Source organism: Parasutterella excrementihominis YIT 11859, assembly GCF_000205025.1.
Classification (GTDB): Bacteria; Pseudomonadota; Gammaproteobacteria; order Burkholderiales; family Burkholderiaceae_F; genus Parasutterella; species Parasutterella excrementihominis.
The window spans coordinates 27,230-43,716 of record NZ_GL883679.1 but is presented as its reverse complement, the minus strand read 5'-3'; the positions used below and the strand labels follow the sequence as shown (position 1 = coordinate 43,716).

General features: G+C 51.6%; 17 protein-coding genes. 11 read left to right on the top strand and 6 right to left on the bottom strand.

What is annotated here, in order from left to right:
• Positions 1–2 precede the first annotated feature (2 nt).
• Positions 3–1,415: a M20/M25/M40 family metallo-hydrolase gene (locus tag HMPREF9439_RS01585; protein ID WP_008810277.1), complete on the top strand. Its 1,413-nt coding sequence runs from the start codon at positions 3–5 to the stop codon at positions 1,413–1,415.
• 4 nt (positions 1,416–1,419) lie between these two features.
• Complete coding sequence (locus HMPREF9439_RS01580; RefSeq protein ID WP_021868493.1) at positions 1,420–1,626, top strand: hypothetical protein; 207 nt, start codon at positions 1,420–1,422, stop codon at positions 1,624–1,626.
• Between the two features lie 70 nt (positions 1,627–1,696).
• Here HMPREF9439_RS01580 and HMPREF9439_RS01575 read toward each other — a convergent pair whose 3' ends face one another.
• Together HMPREF9439_RS01575 and ilvA are read right to left on the bottom strand one after the other, a co-directional pair.
• Positions 1,697–1,960, bottom strand: coding sequence for a hypothetical protein (locus HMPREF9439_RS01575; RefSeq protein WP_008810273.1), 264 nt, complete (start codon positions 1,958–1,960; stop codon positions 1,697–1,699).
• A gap of 50 nt (positions 1,961–2,010) precedes the next feature.
• Positions 2,011–3,576, bottom strand: coding sequence for a threonine ammonia-lyase, biosynthetic (gene ilvA, locus HMPREF9439_RS01570; RefSeq protein WP_008863443.1), 1,566 nt, complete (start codon positions 3,574–3,576; stop codon positions 2,011–2,013).
• A gap of 115 nt (positions 3,577–3,691) precedes the next feature.
• Here ilvA and HMPREF9439_RS01565 point away from each other — a divergent pair, with 115 nt between their 5' ends.
• Together HMPREF9439_RS01565 and HMPREF9439_RS01560 are read left to right on the top strand one after the other, a co-directional pair.
• Complete coding sequence (locus HMPREF9439_RS01565; protein ID WP_008810271.1) at positions 3,692–7,600, top strand: DUF3683 domain-containing protein; 3,909 nt, start codon at positions 3,692–3,694, stop codon at positions 7,598–7,600.
• Positions 7,597–8,019, top strand: a complete 423-nt coding sequence (locus tag HMPREF9439_RS01560) for an HIT family protein (protein ID WP_008810270.1) — start codon at positions 7,597–7,599, stop codon at positions 8,017–8,019. Before HMPREF9439_RS01565 ends, HMPREF9439_RS01560 begins: the two co-directional genes overlap by 4 nt.
• Here HMPREF9439_RS01560 and coaD read toward each other — a convergent pair.
• Together coaD and rsmD are read right to left on the bottom strand one after the other, a co-directional pair.
• Positions 8,000–8,497 carry a pantetheine-phosphate adenylyltransferase gene (gene coaD, locus HMPREF9439_RS01555; protein WP_008863442.1) on the bottom strand — a complete coding sequence of 166 codons (498 nt, stop codon included), beginning with the start codon at positions 8,495–8,497 and terminating at the stop codon, positions 8,000–8,002. The two genes, HMPREF9439_RS01560 and coaD, sit on opposite strands and share 20 nt — an antisense overlap.
• The gene (gene rsmD / locus HMPREF9439_RS01550) at positions 8,494–9,078 is read right to left on the bottom strand and encodes a 16S rRNA (guanine(966)-N(2))-methyltransferase RsmD (RefSeq protein WP_008810268.1); all 585 of its coding nucleotides are present in this window, start codon (positions 9,076–9,078) and stop codon (positions 8,494–8,496) included. The genes coaD and rsmD overlap by 4 nt, the downstream gene beginning before the upstream one ends.
• A gap of 50 nt (positions 9,079–9,128) precedes the next feature.
• On the opposite strand from rsmD, the gene ftsY reads away from it, so the two are divergent.
• The 6 genes from ftsY to trmL are packed head-to-tail and all read left to right on the top strand — an operon-like array spanning position 9,129 to position 14,451.
• The gene (ftsY, locus tag HMPREF9439_RS01545; protein ID WP_008810267.1) at positions 9,129–10,076 is read left to right on the top strand and encodes a signal recognition particle-docking protein FtsY; all 948 of its coding nucleotides are present in this window, start codon (positions 9,129–9,131) and stop codon (positions 10,074–10,076) included.
• Positions 10,073–11,536: a Ppx/GppA phosphatase family protein gene (locus HMPREF9439_RS01540; protein WP_008863440.1), complete on the top strand. Its 1,464-nt coding sequence runs from the start codon at positions 10,073–10,075 to the stop codon at positions 11,534–11,536. Before ftsY ends, HMPREF9439_RS01540 begins: the two co-directional genes overlap by 4 nt.
• On the top strand, positions 11,533–12,186 hold the full coding sequence (locus tag HMPREF9439_RS01535; RefSeq protein ID WP_008810265.1) for an ATP-binding cassette domain-containing protein: 654 nt from the start codon (positions 11,533–11,535) through the stop codon (positions 12,184–12,186). Before HMPREF9439_RS01540 ends, HMPREF9439_RS01535 begins: the two co-directional genes overlap by 4 nt.
• Positions 12,183–13,037, top strand: a complete 855-nt coding sequence (locus HMPREF9439_RS01530; protein ID WP_008810264.1) for a cell division protein FtsX — start codon at positions 12,183–12,185, stop codon at positions 13,035–13,037. Before HMPREF9439_RS01535 ends, HMPREF9439_RS01530 begins: the two co-directional genes overlap by 4 nt.
• A gap of 30 nt (positions 13,038–13,067) precedes the next feature.
• The gene (gene rpoH / locus HMPREF9439_RS01525; RefSeq protein WP_008810263.1) at positions 13,068–13,988 is read left to right on the top strand and encodes an RNA polymerase sigma factor RpoH; all 921 of its coding nucleotides are present in this window, start codon (positions 13,068–13,070) and stop codon (positions 13,986–13,988) included.
• Complete coding sequence (gene trmL / locus HMPREF9439_RS01520; RefSeq protein WP_008810262.1) at positions 13,981–14,451, top strand: tRNA (uridine(34)/cytosine(34)/5-carboxymethylaminomethyluridine(34)-2'-O)-methyltransferase TrmL; 471 nt, start codon at positions 13,981–13,983, stop codon at positions 14,449–14,451. The genes rpoH and trmL overlap by 8 nt, the downstream gene beginning before the upstream one ends.
• A 68-nt stretch (positions 14,452–14,519) precedes the next feature.
• On the opposite strand, the gene secB is transcribed toward trmL, so the two are convergent.
• Positions 14,520–15,032 carry a protein-export chaperone SecB gene (gene secB / locus HMPREF9439_RS01515; RefSeq protein WP_008810261.1) on the bottom strand — a complete coding sequence of 171 codons (513 nt, stop codon included), beginning with the start codon at positions 15,030–15,032 and terminating at the stop codon, positions 14,520–14,522.
• Between the two features lie 49 nt (positions 15,033–15,081).
• The gene (locus HMPREF9439_RS01510) at positions 15,082–15,519 is read right to left on the bottom strand and encodes a rhodanese-like domain-containing protein (RefSeq protein ID WP_008863439.1); all 438 of its coding nucleotides are present in this window, start codon (positions 15,517–15,519) and stop codon (positions 15,082–15,084) included.
• A gap of 215 nt (positions 15,520–15,734) precedes the next feature.
• On the opposite strand from HMPREF9439_RS01510, the gene gpmA reads away from it, so the two are divergent.
• Positions 15,735–16,484, top strand: coding sequence for a 2,3-diphosphoglycerate-dependent phosphoglycerate mutase (gpmA, locus tag HMPREF9439_RS01505; protein WP_008810259.1), 750 nt, complete (start codon positions 15,735–15,737; stop codon positions 16,482–16,484).
• Positions 16,485–16,487 lie beyond the last annotated feature (3 nt).

Below are 16,487 nucleotides of genomic sequence, written 5' to 3'. Positions count from 1 at the left end.
TCATGCTGAAGAAAATTTATAACGAAGTGACTCGGGAGTGGGACACTTCGGTTGAGGAAGCGCTCAAATCATTTATCAGACTTCCGGCGCTTTCGCCCGATTTTGATAAAAAATGGGAAGAAAACGGCGTTCTTCTGAAAGCTCTTGAGGAAGCAAAGGCTTGGGCTGAGAAACAAGGCATCAAAGGCCTTCGCTGCGAAATTATTAAAGACGACGGATTCACTCCGTGTCTCTTCATTGAGGTAGATGCAACCTCGGATAAAAAGTTCGAGCGCTCAGTATTCTTCTACGGGCACTTGGACAAACAGCCGCCCAACGAAGGCTGGGACCCGGATAAAAGTGCCTGGGAGCCCGTCATTCAAAACGGCCGTCTGTACGGACGCGGTGCTGTTGACGATGGTTATGCCTTTTACACGTCTCTGGCCGCAGTGAAGGTGCTGCAGACATTAGAAATCCCGCATCCGCGCTGTGTCGGTTTGTTTGAAACCTGTGAAGAATCTTCCTCGCGCCACTATGAGTCTTATTTGAAAGAAGCCGAACAGAAGCTCGGCGATATCGGACTGGTGATCGCTTTGGACAGCTGCTGCGGCGACTACGACAGACTGTGGGTGACTTCATCGCTCAGAGGTATGCTCGGGGGCACGATAGAAGTTCGGACCCTGAATGTCGGCGTGCATTCCGGAGAGGCGAGCGGAATTGTTCCGGAAAGTTTCATGATTGTCCGCCGTCTGCTGGATCGTATCGAAGACAGCAGAACCGGTGAAATTATTCCGAAGGTTTTCCAGACCAAGATCAGTGAGGAAATCCACAAACAGAACGTAGGCGTGGCAGAGAGCCTGGGCGACCGTATTTTTGCGGCCTATCCGTGGCACGGGAAGACCGAACCGCTCACAAAAGACGCCTGCGAGGCGCTGCTTAACCGCAGCTGGCGCCCGGAATTAACAGTCACGGGCGTAGACGGCATGCCGTCTGTTGAAAATGCCGGCAATGTGATGCGTCCCTTTACGACCGTGAAAATCGGCATGAGACTTCCTCCCGATGTGGACGCCGAAAAGGCTTCGGCAGCGCTGGAAGAAATCATCACGGCCGAACCGCCTTTTAATGCCGATGTGAAATATGTTCCTACGGTAGCGAGCAACGGCTGGTCCGCCAAAGCGTCGGCCCAGTGGATTTCTAAAGCCTTCGAGAAGGCCTCTGAAGCGTACTGGGGAAATAAGCCTGCCTACATGGGGTTGGGAGCCTCCATTCCTCTGGTGAAGCTCTTCTCCGAGAAATGGCCCCATGCTCAGTTTATGGTGTCAGGAGCCTTAGGACCGAACTCCAACGCACATGGCCCCAACGAGTCGCTGCATATTGAATACTGCAAGAAACAGACGGCATCGGTGGCGTATTTGATTTCGCAGTATGAGGAGTGATGGGATGAGAAGAGACGTTGTTACCCAAATCATTGTGGAGTATCCGAGCGGCTGCGAAAACTTCGCAACCCGTTTGGAAGCCGAGCGCTTCATTAACGCAAACCTCGAGGAAGAAGAACCCGTGGCGGTTTGGGTCGAGGAAGTTAACGGTAAGAAGAAATACGACCTCCACTTTGCCGAAGAAAACGGAGAAATCCACATTGTGGATTAAGGCTTAAAGCTAGACATAAAGAAAAACGCCGGATCGCCGGCGTTTTTCTTTGGAGTGAACCTAAGTTTTTCTATTCCCGATTCCAGTTTCGGGCAAATTTCCGAAGCGAACCGATGATGTAGCCCGCTTGATACGAACGAGACTGCAGCGCTTTGATAGCACCTTCGATGTCAATTCTCGGGAGGCGGCCTTCGATGTAGTTCTTGATCTCATCGCGAAGAACATCCTCCGGCGGTCTTTGCTGCATCTGCGACATGACATTTAAAGCCGCGCGTGCTTCCGGCGGAAGCCCCTGCATGACTCTGTCTACGTTTTCCTTATTTGTCAGGCTCATATTCAGTCCGCTGCGGGAAGCGGAGCGGTCTCCGCTTCATTCTCCTTCTACTATCCTAAGAACAGTTTATAAGCGGGATTATTCGTTTCTTCAACGTAGGAATACCCGAGGTTCTTCAGGAATTCGTCAAAGCGTCCATAGTCTTCTTCGGGGACCTGCAGTCCGGCCAGAATTCGACCGTAGTCAGCGCCCTGATTCCGATAATGGAACATAGAAATATTCCAGTTGGCTCCGGAAGAGTTAAGGAACTTGAACAGAGCTCCGGGTCTTTCCGGGAACTCGAAACGGAAAACGCGCTCGTCGGTCGCTAATTTTGAGTGGCCGCCCACCATGTAGCGCAGGTGCGTTTTAGCGAGTTCATTTTCCGTGATATCCAGTGCGGGAAGGCCTTGGTCTTCAAACAGCTTCTTGATTTCCGCAGCCTCGCTTCGATGTTCGGTCTGAATACCGACGAAGATTTGAGCGTCGGCCGCATCCGAAATACGATAGTTGAACTCGGTGATGTTGCGGCTGCCGAGCAGCGAAATTAGCGAACGGAAGGAGTTCTTCTTTTCCGGGATCGTGACTGCGAAAAGGACTTCACGATGCTCACCGAGTTCGGCACGTTCCGCGACGAAGCGCAGACGGTCAAAGTTCATATTGGCGCCGGACAGAACACCGACAAACGTCTGGTTCTTGCAGCCGTTTTGTTTGATGTAGTGCTTGATGCCGGCAACGGAAAGGGCGCCGGCAGGTTCAAGGATGCTTCTTGTATCTTGGAAAACATCTTTGATTGCGGCGCAGACTTCATCCGTATCGACCAACACGATGCCGTCGACAAAATTCTTGCAAAGCTCATAAGTCTCTTTGCCGACGAGCTTAACTGCCGTGCCGTCGGAGAAAAGGCCGACATCGGGGACTAACGTTCTTTCTCCGTTTTTAAGAGACTGATTCATGCTGTCCGAATCATAAGTTTGGACGCCGAAGACCTTGATATTGGGATAGAGCGCTTTAACGTAAACGGCAACACCGGCAAGCAGTCCGCCCCCTCCGACGGGAACAAAAATTGCATCGATATTGCCGTTAGCGTTTTGGGCCTGACGAATAATTTCCATACCCACAGTGCCTTGACCTGCAATGACGTCCGGGTCATCGAAAGGAGGCACCGGTGTCAGACCTTCTTTAACCTGAAGCTCTTCTGCATAAGCGGCGGCGTCGCTGAAGGACTCACCGAAGAGGACGACTTCGCCGCCCAATCTGCGGACTGTGTTGATTTTGAGGGCCGGCGCCGTAATCGGCATCACGATGACAGCACGGCAGCCGAGTTTGCTGGCGGCCAGGGCAACGCCCTGAGCGTGGTTTCCGGCGCTTGCAGCAATCACGCCGCGGGCGCGTTCTTCCGGCGTGAGGTTTGCCATCTTGTTATAGGCGCCTCTCAGCTTGAAACTGAAGACGCTCTGGAGGTCTTCGCGCTTTAAAAGGATTTTGTTCTCGGTACGTGCAGAGAGGAGTTTTGCCTGATGCAGCGGCGTTTCTTTAGCCACATCGTAAACATGGGCTTTGAGGATTCGTCGAAGGTATTCTTGCTCTAACATGTCGACTGGGATGTGAAAAGTGGTTGAAGATTCTTTAAACATACCACCGGATCCCACTGAAATTGAAAAAGACGAGTTAGGTTTATTACTTGGAAGAAAAAATCTTGCACAATGTAGATTCTGATAACCAGCCGTAAGCCGATACCAACGAAGAACCATGGCCGAAAAGATTGAACTGCAAAATCGTTTAAGAGAGATTCCTTATAACTACACCTCGTTTGCGGATAAGGATATTGTGACGCGGCTGCTTGGCAAAGAGGCCTGGCAGCTGTTAAACGAACTTCGCGTGTCGGGTAAGCCGGGACGATCCGCCCGAATGCTTTATGAAGTATTGGGCGATGTTTGGGTGATTCAAAGAAATCCCTACCTGCAGGAAGACATGCTGTTCAATAAGAAACGACGTGATCTTCTGATTGAAGCGCTCTACCACCGAATTAATTCGATTCGCGAGCAGCTTCCGACGCTCGATGAAGTTTCGGCCCGAAAAGTCGCAGCTTTGATGGAGACTGCGCTGGTGATGATTGAAAAGTTCAAGGGCTCCTTTGAGCGCTCCTGGGATCTTCGCCGGCTGGTTCTCAAAAAGCTGAAGAAGCACACTCGTGCCGACAACATTCGTTTCGACGGTTTTTCTCGATCCAGCCATGTGACGGACGCAACCGACTGGCGTGTGGAATATCCTTTTGTGGTCATTTATCCGGACTCCGAGGATGAGGTACCGGGCATCGTTAAGGCGCTGATCGATCTTGATTTTGTAATTATTCCCCGCGGGGGCGGTACCGGTTATACCGGCGGAGCCGTGCCTCTGCACTCTCGCTCGGCCGTAATCAATACCGAAAAGCTGAACCGTATTTCGGATGTAGAGATGCGCAAGCTTGAAGGGCTCGACAAAGAAGTGGCTACGATTGAGGCCGGCGCCGGTTCGGTGAATAAGAAGGTTGCGGAAAAGGCCGCGTCAGAAGGCTGGGTTTTCTCTGTTGATCCGAACTCCAACTATGCCTGTACGATCGGCGGCAACATCGCTGAGAATGCCGGCGGCAAGAAAGCGGTTTTGTGGGGTACGACGGTCGATAACGTCTATTGGTACCGAATGGTGGACCCGGACGGAAACTGGCTGGAAGTCACGCGCGTGAACCACAACCTCGGCAAAATCCATCTGCAGGAAGACGTCGTATTTGAGGCAGTGTGGAAACAAGGTAATAAATCGCCCGAGAAAGCCCCGATCATCCGTAAAAAGACCTTCCGACTCAAAGGTCCCAAGTTCAGGACGCCGGGTCTGGGCAAGGATGTGACGAACAAGTATTTGGGCGGTCTACCCGGTCTGCAGAAAGAAGGGTGCGACGGCATTATTACTTCGGCTCGCTTCATTCTTCACAAGATGCCGGCATGCACTCAGACCGTTTGTCTTGAGTTTTACGGCGCCGCCGGTAACGCCGGTCCAGCGATCTACCAAATCTCTCAGCTCTTTGACTCCCATCCAGAGGGCGTCATGCTTGCCGGCTTGGAACACTTGGATGACCGTTACCTGCATGCGATTAACTACGCGCCGAAGAGCGGCCGGGGAATTTATCCTAAGATGGTGATTGTCGGAGACATCATCGGCAACGATGATGCGACGATTTCTAAGTACATCGAGGAAGTGAAGAAGATCGCGATTGCCGGCAACGGCGATACGTTTGTGGCCAAGACACCCGAAGCCCGTCACCAATACTGGGCCGAGCGCTCCAAGACGTCAGCGATCTCGAAGCATACCAACGCCTTTAAACTGAATGAAGACGTCGTGATTCCGCTGGACAAGATCGGCGAATACACCGATGCCTGCGAACTTTTCAATATCTGCTGTTCCATCCGCAATAAGCTTGAGATGCTCAACGCCGTGGCTACTTACTTGGGCGGCCCGATCAAACTCGGCAAGCTTGCCGTTTCGTCGGAAGGCTACACCGAGAAAGAGCTTCTGGCGCAAAAGCTGCCGCTTGCGATGGCGCTGTTGAGAAAAGTTCATGACGAATGGGAGTACGTCCTCAATCATCTTCACACGCCGGCTAAAGAGGCTCTTGAAGCCCTTGAACAGCTCGGACGCCGCTGTGAATCGAAGCTGCCTGAGAATCTCGATGATTTAACGCTGCTGGACTTGGTTCAGAACCACTACCTGCGGATTTCATGGAAGAAAGAAGTTCTCCGCGAACTCAATGACATCTACGCAGGCGATGCCTTTGAAGCGGTGAGAAGCGAGATCGTGAAAATTCACGATCGTGTGCTGAGAGGCCGAGTCTTTATTGCGCTTCATATGCATGCCGGAGACGGCAATGTTCATACCAATATTCCGGTGAACTCCGACAACGTCGAGATGATTAAGACGGCTAACGAAGGTGTGGCTTATGTCATGGAAGTCGCTAAGAAGTTAGGCGGTGCAATCTCCGGCGAGCATGGTATCGGTATGACCAAGATTTCGTTTGTCGAGCCGGGGCAGTTTGATGAGTTCTATCGATATTTAGACGAAGTTGATCCGCACGGCCGATTCAACCGCGGAAAACTTCGTCCCGAGGCGAATTTATCGATTGCCTATACACCCAGCTTCAATCTGTTGGGGCATGAATCACTGATCATGCAGAAGAGCGAAGCAAAGCAGATTGCCGACGAGATTAAGACCTGCCTTCGCTGCGGCAAGTGTAAGCCTGTCTGCACCACACATGTTCCGAATGCCAACTTGCTTTACTCGCCGAGAAACAAGGTCATCGCAACGTCACTTCTTCTGGAAGCCTTCCTTTATGAAGAACAGACGCGCCGCGGTGTTTCGCTGAAACATTTCACTGAGTTCGGAGACGTTTCCGACCACTGCACGATTTGTCAGAAATGCCAGAAACCGTGTCCGGTGAAGATTGACTTCGGTCACGTCACCATGCTGATGAGAGACATGCTGCATGGCCAGGGCAAAGAACGTTTTGACCCGGCGAAAGCGGCCGGACTGAAGTTCCTCGAGCTGGAGAATCCCCTGGCTGTTCGTGCCATGCGCAAAGGCATGGTGGAATACGGTTTTAAGGCGCAGCGAATTGCAGCGGATGCGCTGAAATTCACGGCAGCGAAGAGTCTGAAACATCCCGGATTCAGTACAGGACGACCGACTCTGAGAGAGGAAGTCATCCACCTAGTAAACCGGAAGCTGCCTGAGGACAAGGTTCATACTACGGCTCGCCGTCTGCTTGACATTGAAGAATCCACCTATATCCCGGTGATCAAGAATAAGGAGATCGCCAGTCCCAAGTCCGGAAGAGAATCGGTGTTTTATTTCCCCGGCTGCGGCAATGAAAAGCTGTTCAGCCAGGTTTCTATTGCCGTGTTGGGAATGCTCTATGACATGGGCGTGCAGGTTGTCCTTCCTCCGGGCTACCGTTGCTGCGGGCACCCGCAGAAAGGCAACGGGCTGAGCAAAAAGGGTGATGATATCGTGACGCGTAACCGCGTGCTTTTCCACCGTGTAGCCAATACGCTGAACTATGCTGACATCTCCACCGTACTGGTAAGCTGCGGCACCTGTCTGCATCAGCTGAGGGAATACAACTTTGAATCTATTTTCCCGGGCTGCCGCGTGATGGATATCCACGACTATCTGGCGGAAAAAGGCATTAGCGTAAACGGCGCCTACAACACTCGCTACATCTACCACGATCCCTGCCACACACCGCTCAAAGAAGGTGTGCCTATTGAGACGGTCAACCGCCTGATTCATCCCAAGGACGGCTCTAAGGTGGAATTGTCCGAACGGTGCTGCGGAGAAAGCGGTACGTTTGCGGTTTCTCGACCGGATATTGCAAGCCAGGTGAGAACGGCTAAAGAACTGAGCCTGAACCAAGCCGCAGAGAAGCTCAAGACAGATCGCTTCTCAGGCAAGATCAAAGTACTGACGGCTTGCCCGGGATGCCTGCAGGGTATGAACCGTTATTCTGAGGCGACACATACAACCGCCGAGTTCCTCGTTGTCGAAATGATGAGATCGAAGTACGGTGACAATTGGCTCTACGAGACGGTGAACAAGCTGAAAGACGGCGGAATTGAAAAGGTATTGTTATGACGCAAAACTGCCCCCTTTGTGCTCCCGAAGGCGAGCACGTCATTGTCGAGAACGATAAGTTCCGCATTATTCGGGTAGACGACCCTGAGTTTCCGGGCTACTTCCGGCTGATTTGGCAGGACCATCTGAAGGAAGTTTCCGATCTGGATCCCGGGGACCGGCTGGTTATGTGGGATGCCCTGACGCGATTGGAAGAGGCCGTTATCGAGGCAATGCATCCTGAGAAAGTTAACTGGGCGCAGTTCGGAACGATGGTGCCGCACCTGCATTGGCACCTGATTCCGCGTTTCCCGGACGATGCCGCGTTCCCGGACAGCTACTGGAGTCCGCGAAGAAGAGAAACCGATCCCAAAGTACTGGCAGAACGCGAGCAGGCAGCACGGAGGTGTGCAGAACTCATTAAAGAGAGGTTTGCTTAAGTTCGATACGCTTTCTTTCCAGGGCGGCGCGAATGTTTTGGGGCACAAATCCGCTGACATCGCCGCCCATCATGGCGATCTCTCGGACAAATGTTCCGCTGATGAACTGAAATTGTTCCGCCGGCGTGAGGAAGATCGTTTCAACTTCCGGCATGAGTTTTTGGTTCATTCCGGCCATCTGGAATTCGTATTCAAAATCGCTGACGGCGCGGGCCCCGCGGACGATGCAGGTTGAGCCGTGACGGCGGACGAAGTCAACCAAAAGCCCTTCGAACCCTACTACTTCAACGTTCGGGAATCCTTTGACGGCTTCTTTGGCCATCTGAACGCGCTCTTCCAAAGTAAAGAGCGTATGTTTTCTTTTGCTTTCCGCCACTGCAACAATGAGCTTCGGAAAAATCCAGCAGGCCCGACGAATCAGGTCTAAGTGTCCGTTAGTCAGGGGATCGAACGTTCCGGGGTAGGTTGCAGTAATCATGACGGATTCTCAGTTTTTTGGGCCAAAAGCATGCGGCTGGCACCGGCTTTGAGACGGCGTGCGGCGGTAAGAGACAGAGAAGTCAGAATTTCATCGGAAATTTCCTGAGGCGACTCGACATATATAAGTCCGTCCGAGGCGAGCATCGGTACACAGCGTTTCAATGCTTTGAGCTGAAGGTCAGCCGCAAAAGGCGGGTCAATAAAGGCTAGGTCATAAGGAGAAAGTTCCGAGACGCGGGGATCTGTCAGCGAGTTGCCGACAATAATCGTGAGACCCTCGGCATCGAGCTTTTCGGCGGTTTGTTTGATGAACTGAGCGGCACGGCGGTTCATCTCGCATAAAACGGCACGGCTGCCGCCGCGGCTTAAGAATTCAAATGACAGGGCGCCGGAGCCTCCGAACATGTCTAATGCGCTGCGGCCCTCGAAGTCTCCGAGAAGAAAGCTCAGCCAGTTGAAGAGCGTTTCGCGCTGCCGATCTCCGGTAGGCCTGAGACCGTCGGCATTCAAAACGGGGATGTTGGTGCGCTTCCACTGTCCCCCGATGATCCTAACTTTACCGCTGTTGGTTGCCGGCATTGCTAAACTCTCGTGTTGAAATAAGTGAATTTTATTCAAAACGTACGCCAATGAGTGAAACAAAAGAGAAAACGGGTTGGTTCGCCCGGTTAAAGCAAGGTTTAAGAAAAACACAAGTCAACTTGGTCGGTATTTTTACCGGCGGTGTCGTTGATGAAGCGTTCTTGGAAGATTTGGAATTCCAAATGATTTCCGCCGACATCGGCGTGGAGACCAGCGCTCTGATTCTTGAGCGGCTGAGAGAAAGAATTAAGCTGAAAGGCCTCAAAACACAGGACGAAGTGAAAGTCGCCCTCAAAGAGATCATTGCAGATATCCTGAGACCGTGTGAAGCGTCCCTGAATTTCGATGAACATAAGCCGCTTGTCATCATGATGTGCGGCGTTAACGGTGCCGGCAAAACGACGACAATCGGTAAGTTAGCGAAGCATTTTGCCCAGCTGAACAAAAAAGTTCTTCTGGCAGCCGCAGATACGTTTAGAGCGGCCGCAAAGGAGCAACTGGCTGTCTGGGGTGATCGCAATCAAATCGAGGTAATTTCGCAGGAAAAAGGAGATCCCGCTTCTGTGGCTTACGACGCCATTTCTTCCGGTCGTAAAAAAGGCATGGATATCGTGATGGTCGACACCGCAGGAAGACTTCCGACACAGACGAATTTAATGAATGAACTTGCCCGAATCCGTAAGGTTCAGGGAAAGGCAATGGAAGGGGCTCCGCATGAAGTGATTCTCGTGCTGGACGGTACGAACGGCCAGAACGCTTTAATGCAGGCCAAGGCATTTGATGAGGCGGCCGGCCTTACCGGATTGATCATTACTAAGCTCGACGGTACGGCCAAAGGCGGCGTCCTTGTGGCCCTGGCAAATTCTCGCGAAAAACCGCTGCCGATCTATTACATCGGTGTGGGCGAGACCATTGACGACCTTCAGCCTTTCAAAGCCGATGAATTTGCGGCAGCTCTGGTCGGTTTAGATCAGATCGGCGGGAAAAAAGAATGAAGCTTGCAGCGATAGACTTGGGAAGCAACAGCTTCCGTCTGGAAATTGCCCGAGTTGAAGGCGAGCGCATTATTACCGAAGGCAGCTGGAAAGAAACGATACGTTTGGCGGCAGGAATCGATAAAGACGGCAATCTGACGCCCGAGGCCCAGAACAGAGGACTTAACGCCCTGGCCCGCATCGCGGAAAAGATTCGCGGGATGCCGAGAAATCATATCCGTGCTGTCGGTACTCAAACGCTTAGAGCCGCAAAAAACTCACAAGAGTTCATTGAGCGCGCAGAAAAGATTCTTGACTGTAAGGTTGAAATCCTTCGAGGCAAAGAAGAAGCGAGACTTGTATTCCAAGGCTGCAGCTTTGCGCTTCCGCCCTCGGACGAAACCCGACTGATCGTGGATATCGGAGGTGCCTCGACCGAGTGCGTGATCGGACGCGGCCACGAGATGATCGAAGGTGAGTCCTTCCACGTGGGCTGCGTCAATACCTCGGTGACTTTCTTTAAAGACCGCAAAATTACCGCACAAAGCATGGAGCGCGCCATTTTGTCTGCCGCTTCCGTTCTGGACGGCAGCGAATATAGGTTTGTTAAAGGAAACTGGCAGGAAGCGTTCGGCTCGTCTGGTACCGTCAGTGCCGTTTCTTCCATTTTGGCTGCGCTCAGGATTACCGACGGCTCGATCACTCTTTATGCGCTTGAACAGCTCAAGGACAAAGTTATCCATGCCGAAAGCATCGACAAGATCAAGTTCGACGGGCTGAAAGAGGACCGCCGAGAGGTGCTCGCGGGCGGCATTGCGGTTTTGATCGCGGTTTTCAAAAAACTCAAGATTGATGTTATGAAGGTTGCCGACGGTGCGCTTCGGTACGGCATCTTGTACGATCTTGCCGGACGAAAACTGCAGCGTGATCCTCGGGAGGCGTCCGTCGAGCGAATGATGAACGCGTTCCATGCGGACAAGGAGCAGGCTAAGCGTGTCGGCGACATAGCTGTGAACCTACTCAAAACCATGTCTCCTCATGCTTCCGAAGACAGTGCAAGGTTCCTGAGATGGGTGGCTGATTTGCATGAAACGGGATTAACCCTCTCGCGCAGCGATTATCATAAACACAGCGAATATTTGATCAAAAACAGCGATATTGCGGGCTTTTCCAGACCTGAACAGGAAAAATTGGCGGCCTTGGTACTCGGGCACCGCGGTAACCTGAAAAAAGTTGAAATGCTGCTTGCGACCAAACAGAACGCCGAGCTGCTGTTCTGCTTACGGATAGCCACTATTGTTGCGCATGCTCGCCAGGAGATTGAGCTGCCGGAATTGGAAGCGACATTCCATGGGCATTCCTTCTGTCTTTATGTTCCGAGAGCATGGCTGAAAGATCATCCTGTGGTCGAGTATTTGCTTGAAGAAGAAAAGGCTACCTGGGCCAAAGTTGATTACCAATTTGACTTGATAGCGCGATGAAGACGATAGTGAGAATGGTCGACGTTCCGATTAATGATTGGAACAACCAAACCAAAGGAACGGTAACGCTGGAGATTTCTGACGGAGAGTTTGTTCTCCTTCTGGGACCCAACGGTTCGGGTAAGTCGTACCTTCTCAACTTAATGGCCGCCTTGAGAGTTCCGCGCGTGGGCGAGGTATTCCTTGAGGGCAAGCGTCTGACGAAGATGAGCGAGCGCCAAAAAAGGGCTTGGCGGGCCGGATTGGGGCTAATCCCGTCTGATCCGGTTCTCTTAAACGGCTACACCGTTTTGGAAGGCCTGGTTTTGACGGCTCAGCTTTTGGGAAAGAGCGCGGCCGACGCTAAACGGAACGCACTGGAAAGTGCGTCTCTCTGCGGTTTGGATCCTTATTTAAACGCCAGGGCTGAAAGCCTTTCCGTGGGCGTAAAAAAGCGTGTTGTCATTGCCCGCTCTTTGGTTAACCAGCCCCGTTTGATCCTTGCGGACTCTCCGCTGGAAGGGCTGGATGATCAGGCTCAGGAAGAGTTTCTCTATATTTGCACCAAGCTCAGCCAAGTCGGTTATCCGATTGTGATGACATCAAGCTACATGCTTCCGTTTGAGATTGCTGCTCTGCGTTGTGTTGAGCTCTCGGGAGAGAAAAGATGATCACAATGCGAGACCGTGTGCGCAGGCCGATTCAAGCCAACCTGAAGCGTTTTATTTTTGTCGTCGTGGTTTTTTCTCTGGCACTTTGTCTGTTGGGCCAGATAGCACTGAGTTTTTATTGTTTCTATGACAGCCACCGCGGCGTCATGGGAGACGAAGCAAGTGTTTTCTTAGACCCTTCCTTAACCGATGCCCAGCGCAAAAAGGCACAGGAACAGATTCGTGCGCTTGCGCCGATTACCGAGCTTAGAGAAATAAAGCCGACCGACGTTTTAGAAAAAGATATATTGAAGCTCGTCGGAGACAGGAAAAAAATACCGACCATATTGGCTCTGCAGTTTCCATTGGATACACGCTACATCGATATCGAAGGAGCGGTTAAAGCCATCGAAAAAGTAAAGGGCGTTGAGGGCGTAACTGCCAATCTTGACTGGATCAAGAAACGCCACTCGCTCAGAGAGGCTATTGCGCTAGGCATGTTTGCTTTCGGGGCGCCAGCTGTAACGCTGGTTTGCCTGCTGATCTTCCAGAACTCACTCAGGCTCTCTGCGTTCTTACGCAGCGAAAGAGAGCTGCTTTTGATGTTGGGCGCGAGCGACTGGGCGGTCCGCGGTCCGCAGATGATAGCAGCAGCTTTGAGTTCGCTGCTCGGGTGCATTATCGGAGGTGTCTTGCTTTTGGCGACGACGCTTACCTCGGTCCCCTTGCTCGAAGAAGCTTTTGAGCTGACGCTGATGCCGCATTGGTCTGTTTTTGCCGCCGTTTATCTGTCTGTTTCCTTGGCGACCATCTTGTTGAGCGTGATCGTCTCGTACTTTATTGCCGGGGCAACTTCCCCGCGTACGTTCTAAGGCTTGACTTGAGGATTACAATTTTCCTCGATGACAACAGATGAAAAGAAAAAGGGCCCGAGCACGGCTCTTGCCCCCTACAAACCGACCCCGCTTGCGATACCCGATGCATCGCTCGGTTCGCTGGAGGAATATATCCGGGCCGCCAATAAGGCTCCGATTCTGAGTGCCGAGCGCGAGCACGAGCTGGCTGTGCGGCTTCAGGAGCACGGAGATATGGAAGCCGCGGGGGAACTGGTGATGTCCCACCTGCGTCTTGTAATTTCCATTGCCCGCCAATATCAAGGCTACGGACTTCCGTTCGGCGATCTGATTCAAGAGGGAAATATCGGTTTAATGAAAGCCGTCAAACGTTTCAATCCGAACAACGGTGCGCGTTTGGTGACTTTCGCAATGACCTGGATTAAATCTGAAATTCAGGAATATGTTCTCCGTAATTGGCGCCTCGTTAAAGTTGCCACGACCAAGTCACAGCGCAAACTGTTTTTTAATTTGCGTAAGCTAAAGGACGACACCAAGCTTCTCGGTACCAGCGAAGCGGAAAAAATTGCCGAAACACTGGACGTAAAACCGTCTGAAGTTTTTGAGATGGAAAAGCGAATGCTTGGTTCGGATGTCGAAATCGATGAACCGAGCGGTGGTACAGATGAAGGTATGGCCCCGTCGGAATGGCTGACGGACGAGCGGGATACACCCGAAAACACGATCGCCCGCGGCGCATACGAAAATACGATCGAAAATCGTCTTCCGGAAGCCGTTAAAAAACTGGATGACCGCTCGAGACGCATTATCGAAGCCCGCTGGCTGTATAACGATCAGGACGGCAGCAAAGGCGCGACGCTGGCAGATCTCGCCAAAGAAATGGGCGTGAGCCAGGAGAGAGTAAGACAGCTGGAGAAAAAGGCTTTTGCGACCTTGAAAACTTATTTGAAAGAAGACAAGGATGTTTAATATTGTTTTAGTCCACCCGGAAATTCCGCCCAACACAGGAAACATTATTCGCTTGTCTGCGAATACAGGATGCAAGCTTTATTTGATTGAGCCTTTAGGTTTTAACTTTGAGGACAAGCATATGAAGCGGGCCGGGCTGGATTATTGGGAATATGCGGATATCAAGCGCTTCCCAAGTTATGAGGCTTTCCTTGAAGCAGAAAAACCCGATCGGGACCGAATGTTTGCGATGACAACCAAAGCTCAGCAGCTGGTTCAGGAAGTGAGCTTTAAGCCCGGAGACTGGTTTGTTTTCGGCTCGGAAGGATCGGGACTTCCGCAGGAAGTCAGGGCTTTATTTGATCCTGCGCATATGGTTCGGCTGCCGATGCGTCCCAACAACCGCTCCCTAAATTTATCGAATTCCGTTGCGATTACCGTCTATGAAGCCTGGCGTCAGTGCGGCTTTGAAGGCGGCATCTAAAGCTGCAGGCGCAAAAAAGCCGTCTTCAAATCAATGAGGACGGCTTTTCGAACTAACAGAACAGTTGATTACTGAACGGTCTTGTCTTCAGCAGCTGCAGCGGCCTGCTGCTCCTGCATTCTCTGAGCAAAGTAGGCTTCAAAGTTAATTTCGCCCAAGTAGACCGGCGGCATGCCTGCACGGGTCAGAAGATCAGAGACATTGCTGCGGAGGTACGGGTAGATTGTGGACGGGCAGGTAATGCCGAGAACCATAGTCTTGTGTTCTTCCTGGAAGCCCTTCAGAAGGAAGATACCGGCCTGTTTGCATTCAACCAAGAAGACGGTTCTGTCTTCGTTATTGATTTTGGTCTTGGCGGTGACGGTGGCACGAACGACGACTTCATAGAGATCGGGCTGAGCCAAAGCGTGTTCGGAGACATCGAGCTGGATGTCGACCTGAGGAGCTTCGGGAGCTAGGAAGATCTCGGGAGCATTCGGCATTTCGAGAGAAGCGTCTTTCAGGTAAATGCGCTGAACGGCAAACTGAGGAGCTTCTTCCTGAGGTGCTGCTTCAGGAGTTGTGTTTTCGTTTTCTGCCATTTTTAATCCTTTACAGATAAGTAGAGTTAAGTTGTAAATCCAGCGGGCCTTAGGCCTTTTTCTTCTTGTTACTGCGGCGATTGATTTCCAATCCTGTGAGCGGAAGCTTAGCCGCCTGCCAAGCAACGAGGCCGCCTTCCAAGACATAGACGTCGGAGAAGCCCTTGCTCTTAAACTGCTTGAGTTCCTGCTGAGCACGCCTGCCGTTTTGTGTGACGAGGATCACGGGACGGTTTTTATCCAGTGTGTCGATGCGGGAAACCAAATCGGCCGCCGGGATGTTAACCGCTCCGGCTAAAGAGCCTTTGGAGTATTCATTCGGAGTTCTAACGTCAACGAGCTGAGCATCTTTGTCATTTACCTGGATGACAACTTCGGCGGGACTTAATCCTGAATTTTTGGATTTGGAAAGAGACGGAAAAGCCAAAAGGATTGCCGAACCTACAAACGTAATGATCAGCAGAATGTTTTCAGTAATGAAATCCATGTTGAGAGAAGCAAAAATAGTAAACCTTGGGTCCTCGGGCAAAGCCTTGAGGATGCTAAAGAGGGGATTATATCCAACTGAACTTCGTAATCCAAATAAATATTTGAATCCCTGAGAATTAGAAGAAGTTTTTTCCGGCTTTTTTCTTGGACGGCTGTATCGCCGTCCTGCACTGCTAAAATTATTCTTTTGTCAGTACTTGCTTGGAAGTGACCATGTACAAAATCGTTTTAATGCGCCACGGCGAAAGCCAGTGGAACCTCGAAAATCGTTTTACAGGTTGGGTCGATGTTGATTTGACGGAGAAAGGCCGCGAAGAAGCTGCCCGCGCCGGTGAAATCTTGAAGGCCGAAGGCTATGAATTCGATCTTTGCTATACCTCCGTGTTAAAGAGAGCCATTCGCACACTGTGGATTACGCTCGATAAGCTCGATGCCATGTATCTTCCGGTCATCCATGACTGGCGCCTTAACGAACGTCATTACGGCGCACTCCAAGGTTTAAATAAGAAAGAAACGGCTGCCAACTTCGGCGACGAACAAGTGCTGATTTGGAGACGCTCCTACGACGTTCCGCCTCCTGCTCTGGAAAAAGACAATCCTATGTGGCCCGGATTTGATCCCCGCTACAAGCATGTTCCTGCCGAAGAGCTTCCGCTGACCGAATGCCTGGCAGATACCGTTGCCCGAGTCGTTCCTTATTGGGAAAACGAAATCGTCCCGAACATTAAAGCGGGCCGCAAGATTTTGATCACTGCTCACGGCAACTCTTTGCGTTCTCTGATTAAGCATCTGGACAATATTTCCGACAAGGACATTGTGGGCGTGAATGTTCCGACCGCAGTGCCTCTGGTCTATGAGCTTGATGAAAATATGCGTCCGATCCGCAGCTACTATTTGGGCGACCAGGAAGCGATCAAGCAGAAGATGGCAGCAGTAGCGGCTCAGGGTAAGGCCGGCAAATAAAAC

What these genes read in the sequence shown, in the direction of transcription:
- HMPREF9439_RS01535 (WP_008810265.1), top strand. Translation starts at nt 11,533, where the DNA reads ATGAAGACGATAGTGAGAATGGTCGACGTTCCGATTAATGATTGGAAC.
- HMPREF9439_RS01565 (WP_008810271.1), top strand. Translation starts at nt 3,692, where the DNA reads ATGGCCGAAAAGATTGAACTGCAAAATCGTTTAAGAGAGATTCCTTAT.
- coaD (WP_008863442.1), bottom strand. Translation starts at nt 8,497, where the DNA reads ATGATTACTGCAACCTACCCCGGAACGTTCGATCCCCTGACTAACGGA.
- HMPREF9439_RS01585 (WP_008810277.1), top strand. Translation starts at nt 3, where the DNA reads ATGCTGAAGAAAATTTATAACGAAGTGACTCGGGAGTGGGACACTTCG.
- gpmA (WP_008810259.1), top strand. Translation starts at nt 15,735, where the DNA reads ATGTACAAAATCGTTTTAATGCGCCACGGCGAAAGCCAGTGGAACCTC.
- rpoH (WP_008810263.1), top strand. Translation starts at nt 13,068, where the DNA reads ATGACAACAGATGAAAAGAAAAAGGGCCCGAGCACGGCTCTTGCCCCC.
- HMPREF9439_RS01530 (WP_008810264.1), top strand. Translation starts at nt 12,183, where the DNA reads ATGATCACAATGCGAGACCGTGTGCGCAGGCCGATTCAAGCCAACCTG.
- ftsY (WP_008810267.1), top strand. Translation starts at nt 9,129, where the DNA reads ATGAGTGAAACAAAAGAGAAAACGGGTTGGTTCGCCCGGTTAAAGCAA.
- trmL (WP_008810262.1), top strand. Translation starts at nt 13,981, where the DNA reads ATGTTTAATATTGTTTTAGTCCACCCGGAAATTCCGCCCAACACAGGA.
- HMPREF9439_RS01580 (WP_021868493.1), top strand. Translation starts at nt 1,420, where the DNA reads ATGAGAAGAGACGTTGTTACCCAAATCATTGTGGAGTATCCGAGCGGC.
- HMPREF9439_RS01575 (WP_008810273.1), bottom strand. Translation starts at nt 1,960, where the DNA reads ATGAGCCTGACAAATAAGGAAAACGTAGACAGAGTCATGCAGGGGCTT.
- ilvA (WP_008863443.1), bottom strand. Translation starts at nt 3,576, where the DNA reads ATGTTTAAAGAATCTTCAACCACTTTTCACATCCCAGTCGACATGTTA.
- rsmD (WP_008810268.1), bottom strand. Translation starts at nt 9,078, where the DNA reads ATGCCGGCAACCAACAGCGGTAAAGTTAGGATCATCGGGGGACAGTGG.
- HMPREF9439_RS01510 (WP_008863439.1), bottom strand. Translation starts at nt 15,519, where the DNA reads ATGGATTTCATTACTGAAAACATTCTGCTGATCATTACGTTTGTAGGT.
- HMPREF9439_RS01560 (WP_008810270.1), top strand. Translation starts at nt 7,597, where the DNA reads ATGACGCAAAACTGCCCCCTTTGTGCTCCCGAAGGCGAGCACGTCATT.
- secB (WP_008810261.1), bottom strand. Translation starts at nt 15,032, where the DNA reads ATGGCAGAAAACGAAAACACAACTCCTGAAGCAGCACCTCAGGAAGAA.
- HMPREF9439_RS01540 (WP_008863440.1), top strand. Translation starts at nt 10,073, where the DNA reads ATGAAGCTTGCAGCGATAGACTTGGGAAGCAACAGCTTCCGTCTGGAA.